This window comes from Sinomicrobium endophyticum, assembly GCF_052983315.1.
The window spans coordinates 1-3,031 of sequence record NZ_JBRKIS010000032.1 but is presented as its reverse complement, the minus strand read 5'-3'; the positions used below and the strand labels follow the sequence as shown (position 1 = coordinate 3,031).

Here is a 3,031-nt window from a genome sequence, read left to right as displayed (position 1 = left end):
CCGGATTGTGAAACCCCACCATTGGAACCTAACCCACAGGCTGATATCGTTACGGTAAAAGTGACAAGCAATGCCGGACAAACAGAATTTGTCCCCGGCGAGTCTGTAGAATACACGATCACTGTGACCAACAACGGTCCGAGCGATGCCGAGCAGGTGAATGTTACAGATACAGCCCCCGTCGGTACGACGATAACCAACTGGACTGCCGAGGTAACCACTGGTACGGTTACACTTCCGAACACAAGTGGAATCGACGATATCAATGAAACGATAAGTACACTTCCGAATGGCGCTGTAGTTACCTATACAGTTACGGTACAAACCCCAGCGGACTTTACGGACGACCTGGTGAATGCGGTACAGGTAACCAGCCCGACGGAAGATCCCGACCCGGATTGCCCGGATTGTGAAACCCCACCATTGGAACCTAACCCACAGGCCGATATTGTTACGGTAAAAGTGACAAGTGATGCCGGACAAACAGAATTTGTCCCCGGTGAGTCTGTAGAATACACGATCACTGTGACCAACAACGGTCCGAGCGATGCCGAGCAGGTGAATGTTGTGGACATAGCCCCCGTCGGCACGACGATAACCAATTGGACGGCTGTTGTAACCACTGGTATGGTTACACTTCCGAACACAAGTGGAACCGACGATATCAATGAAACGATCTCCATTCTTCCCGATGGTGCTGTAGTTACCTATACAGTTACGGTACAGACCCCAGCGGACTTTACGGACGACCTGGTGAATGCAGTGCAGGTAACCAGCCCGACGGAAGATCCCGACCCGGATTGCCCGGATTGTGAAACCCCACCATTGGAACCTAACCCACAGGCTGATATTGTTACGGTAAAAGTGACAAGTGATGCCGGACAAACAGAATATGTTCAGGGCGAATCGGTGGAGTATACCATAACCGTAACCAACAACGGTCCGAGCGATGCCGAGCAGGTGAATGTTGTGGACACAGCCCCCGCCGGTACGACGATAACCAACTGGACGGCTGTTGTAACCACCGGTACGGTTACGCTCCCGAACATGAGTGGATCTGATGATATCAATGAAACGATCCCGACCCTTCCAAACGGCGCAACTGTGACCTATACGGTTACGGTACAAACCCCACCGGACTTTACGGACGACCTGGTGAATGCGGTACAGGTAACCAGCCCCACGGAAGATCCCGATCCGGATTGCCCGGATTGTATTACGCCACCACTGGAAATGAAACCGGAGCCGTCAATTGCATTGATAAAGACTGCCGAGTACGTCGATAACAATGGCAATGATATGGCCGATGCAGGAGATGAGATCACTTATACCTTTACGGTAACTAATACAGGTAACGTCGATATAGATAATATCACCATTGACGACGACTTAACCGGAACTACCGACCTACCGATTACCCCGGCTACGTTAGCCCCCGGAGAAACAGGTACCGCTACGGCAATATACACGATCATCCAGTCCGATGTGGACAATGGAGGTGTAAGCAACCAGGCCCTGGCTACAGGTGAGGCTCCGAACGGAGATCCTGTGGAAGATACTTCGGGTACCAGTGAAGATAATGATACACCGACAGATACGCCGATCATCCAGTCCCCGTCAATTGCTTTGGTAAAGACCGCTGATTATGTCGATAGTAATGGCAATGGTATGTCCGACGCAGGAGATGAGATCACATATGTCTTTACGGTGATCAATACCGGGAATGTTACTGTGGATAATATTACCGTTGATGACGATCTTACAGGGACGACTGGTCTTGTCCTTGTACCATCTACTCTGGCCCCCGGCGAGAGCGGTATTGCTACGGCAATGTATACGATCACCCAATCTGACGTGGACAACGGCGGTGTCAGCAACCAGGCTCTGGCCAGCGGTGAAGACCCGAATGGTGATCCCGTGGAAGACGAGTCCGGAACAGACGAAGACAATGATGATCCTACGGATACACCTATAGAACAAACTCCGTCGATCGCATTGGTGAAATCCGTGACCAATACCGGTAGTGGGGAAAATGGCGCCTTTGTATTAGGCGATGCTATCGAATACACCTTTACGGTGAGCAACACCGGAAATGTAACGGTATCCGATATCACGATCGATGATGCACTTACAGGAACTTCCGGTCTACCGATCACCCCGGCTGCTTTGGCCCCGGGCGAGAGCGGTACTGCCATGGCGACATATACGATCACCCAGTCGGATGTAGATAATGGCGGTGTCAGCAACCAGGCTCTGGCCAGTGGAGAAGGCCCTAACGGTGACCCGATAGAAGACGAGTCCGGAACAGACGAAGACAATGACGACCCGACGGATACGCCTATAGAACAAACTCCGTCGATCGCATTGGTAAAATCCGTTACCAATACCGGTAGTGGGGACAACGGCGCCTTTGTAGTAGGCGATGCTATCGAATATACCTTTACGGTAAGCAACACCGGAAACGTAACGGTGTCCGATATCACCATCGATGATGCACTTACAGGAACTTCCGGTCTACCGATCACCCCGGCTTCTTTGGCACCTGGTGAGACAGGTACTGCAACGGCGATGTATACGATCACTCAGTCGGATGTAGATAATGGCGGTGTCAGCAACCAGGCTCTGGCCAGTGGAGAAGACCCTAACGGTGACCCGATAGAAGATGAGTCCGGAACAGACGAAGACAATGACGACCCGACGGATACGCCTATAGAACAAACTCCGTCGATCGCATTGGTAAAATCCGTAACCAATACCGGTAGCGGGGAAAATGGCGCCTTTGTAGTAGGCGATGCTATCGAATACACCTTTACGGTAAGCAACACCGGAAATGTAACGGTATCCGATATCACCATCGATGATGCACTTACAGGAACTTCCGGTCTACCGATCACCCCGGCTTCTTTGGCACCTGGTGAGACAGGTACTGCAATGGTGATGTATACGATCACCCAGTCGGATGTAGATAATGGCGGTGTCAGCAACCAGGCTCTGGCCAGTGGAGAAGACCCTAACGGTGACCCGATAGAAG

Annotated in this window: 1 protein-coding gene; it reads left to right on the top strand. The window is 51.6% G+C overall.

Going from position 1 to position 3,031, the window contains the following annotated elements; translation table 11 throughout:
• Positions 1–21: 21 nt before the first annotated feature.
• Positions 22–3,031: CLIPPER-2 domain-containing protein (locus ACVBDU_RS12750; protein ID WP_447180143.1), on the top strand; the 3,010-nt coding region annotated here is incomplete at its 3' end.